This window comes from Nakamurella alba (assembly GCF_009707545.1).
Taxonomy (GTDB): Bacteria; Actinomycetota; Actinomycetes; order Mycobacteriales; family Nakamurellaceae; genus Nakamurella; species Nakamurella alba.
This window is the reverse complement of sequence record NZ_WLYK01000026.1, coordinates 1-1,710: the sequence shown is the minus strand read 5'-3', so window position 1 is coordinate 1,710 and position 1,710 is coordinate 1. Positions and strand designations below refer to the sequence as shown.

The 1,710-nt window shown below is 70.9% G+C and carries 1 protein-coding gene; it reads right to left on the bottom strand.

Annotated elements, in window-relative coordinates; translation table 11 throughout:
• Positions 1-47 precede the first annotated feature (47 nt).
• The gene (locus GIS00_RS26715) at positions 48-1,703 is read right to left on the bottom strand and encodes a transposase (protein WP_456094181.1); all 1,656 of its coding nucleotides are present in this window, start codon (positions 1,701-1,703) and stop codon (positions 48-50) included.
• Positions 1,704-1,710: the final 7 nt, after the last annotated feature.

The window sequence follows — 1,710 nt, the reverse complement described above, 5'->3', positions numbered from 1 at the left end:
GGCCGGGCTTCCGGTCCTGGGGGCCCTGACGGCCCCTTCGGGGGCTGTCAGGTGGCGTGGCGGTGGGCTTTGAAGAGGTTGTGCACGAGGGCGTTGAACTGCCAGTCCGTGACGGCTCGGGCCAGTCCGCGTCCGGTGAATCGGCGGAATCCGTTGTTGTGCTTGGTGTTCCCGAATGGTGTTTCGGCGATGTGGCTGCGTTGCCGGTAGGTGGCGATGCCGTCGGGGGTGGCCAGGCGTTGTTTCATCGCCTCGATCGGGTCCGGTGGTCCGGCCGTCTGGCCGGGTGGTGGCGGGTCGGTCGCGGCGTGGCGGGCGGCGCGTTCCAGGTCGCGGCGTTTGCCCACGGCGATGAGCCGGTCCGGGCCGGGCATGGTCAGGTTCTGTCGGGACAGGTAGCCGGCGTCGGCCAGGATCATCCCGATCGTGGTGTCGGTGCGGGTGATGCTCTCCGGTTGGTGCGCGGCCAGCAGCTGCGCGGCCTGCAGTCCGGCCTGGAGCATGCCCGGGAACGTCGGGGAGTCGATGGGATTGGACGACACCGAGGTGGCGAGGATGATGCCGTCGCTGGAGGTCAGGGCCTGACAGTTGTAGCCCTGCAACCAGCCACCACCGCGCAGGGGCTGCAGCCGCGAGTCCGGGTCGGTGACGTTCGCGACCGGCCCCCGCCCGCCGCCGGCAGCGATCCGACGACGGATCCGAACGTTCACATGCTCGGGCCCTTGGGCCCGTTCCTCCAAGCGCGCCAACGATTTCCGGGCCCGCGCCACTTTCACGCTCGACTCCATCGTGGTGGGAACGCCACGCGGCCCCGGCCGGCCGGTGGACTGCGCCGCGCGGTAGTTGTCGATCTTGGCCTGCTGGCGGGCCTCGGCCCTGGCCACCCGGGCCCGGGCCAGCTCCATCTGCCGCTCGGTGGGGTGACCCTTGCGGGTGCGGTCCGGGTTCTTCGGTGTTTCCGCCGCGGCGAACGCCGCCTCCTGCGCCCGGAGCTCCTGAAGTGCCCGCGCGATCCGCTCGGCCCGGCCCCGCCCACCACCACCGCCGCCAGGCCCGCCACCACCACCGGGGTTGTCCGGCCCGTCGGGATCATCGTCGGGGTCGGGTGGGACCACGTCACCGCGCCCGTCGGGGCCGAACTGCTCGTCCTCACCGGTGTCGGTGGCCGCATGTTCGGCGGCAGCCTTCTCGGCGTGCTTGCGGGCCGCGGCGCGCAGCCCTTCCTCCGTCAAGTTCGCGCCGGGCGAGGCGTCCGCGGCGATCTTCGTGCCATCCAGCGCCACCGTGCCCAACCGGACCATCCCCAGCTTCCGGCACAACACCATCACCTGCGCGAACAACTCCGGCACCGCATCGCCGACGGTCTGCCGGAACCGGGAGATCACCGTGTGGTCCGGGCTGTCACCACCACAGATCACCCGGTAGGTCACGTCCTCCTGGGTGAGGCGTTCCAGCCGGCGCGAGGACCGCTCCCCGTGCGCCCACCCCCAGATCAACAGTGTCAACAACATGTCCGGGTCGAACCCGGCACGACCCGCACCACCGGTGCGCCGCTTCGCGTGCAGGGCGCGGGTGTCCAACTGCCCGACCGTCTCGATCACCCACCACACCGGATGATCCGCCGGCAACCACTCCCGCATGTCCGGAGGCAGCAGGAACCCCTGGTCCCGATCCACCCGCCGATACCCTTTGGCCACCAACACATTCTAC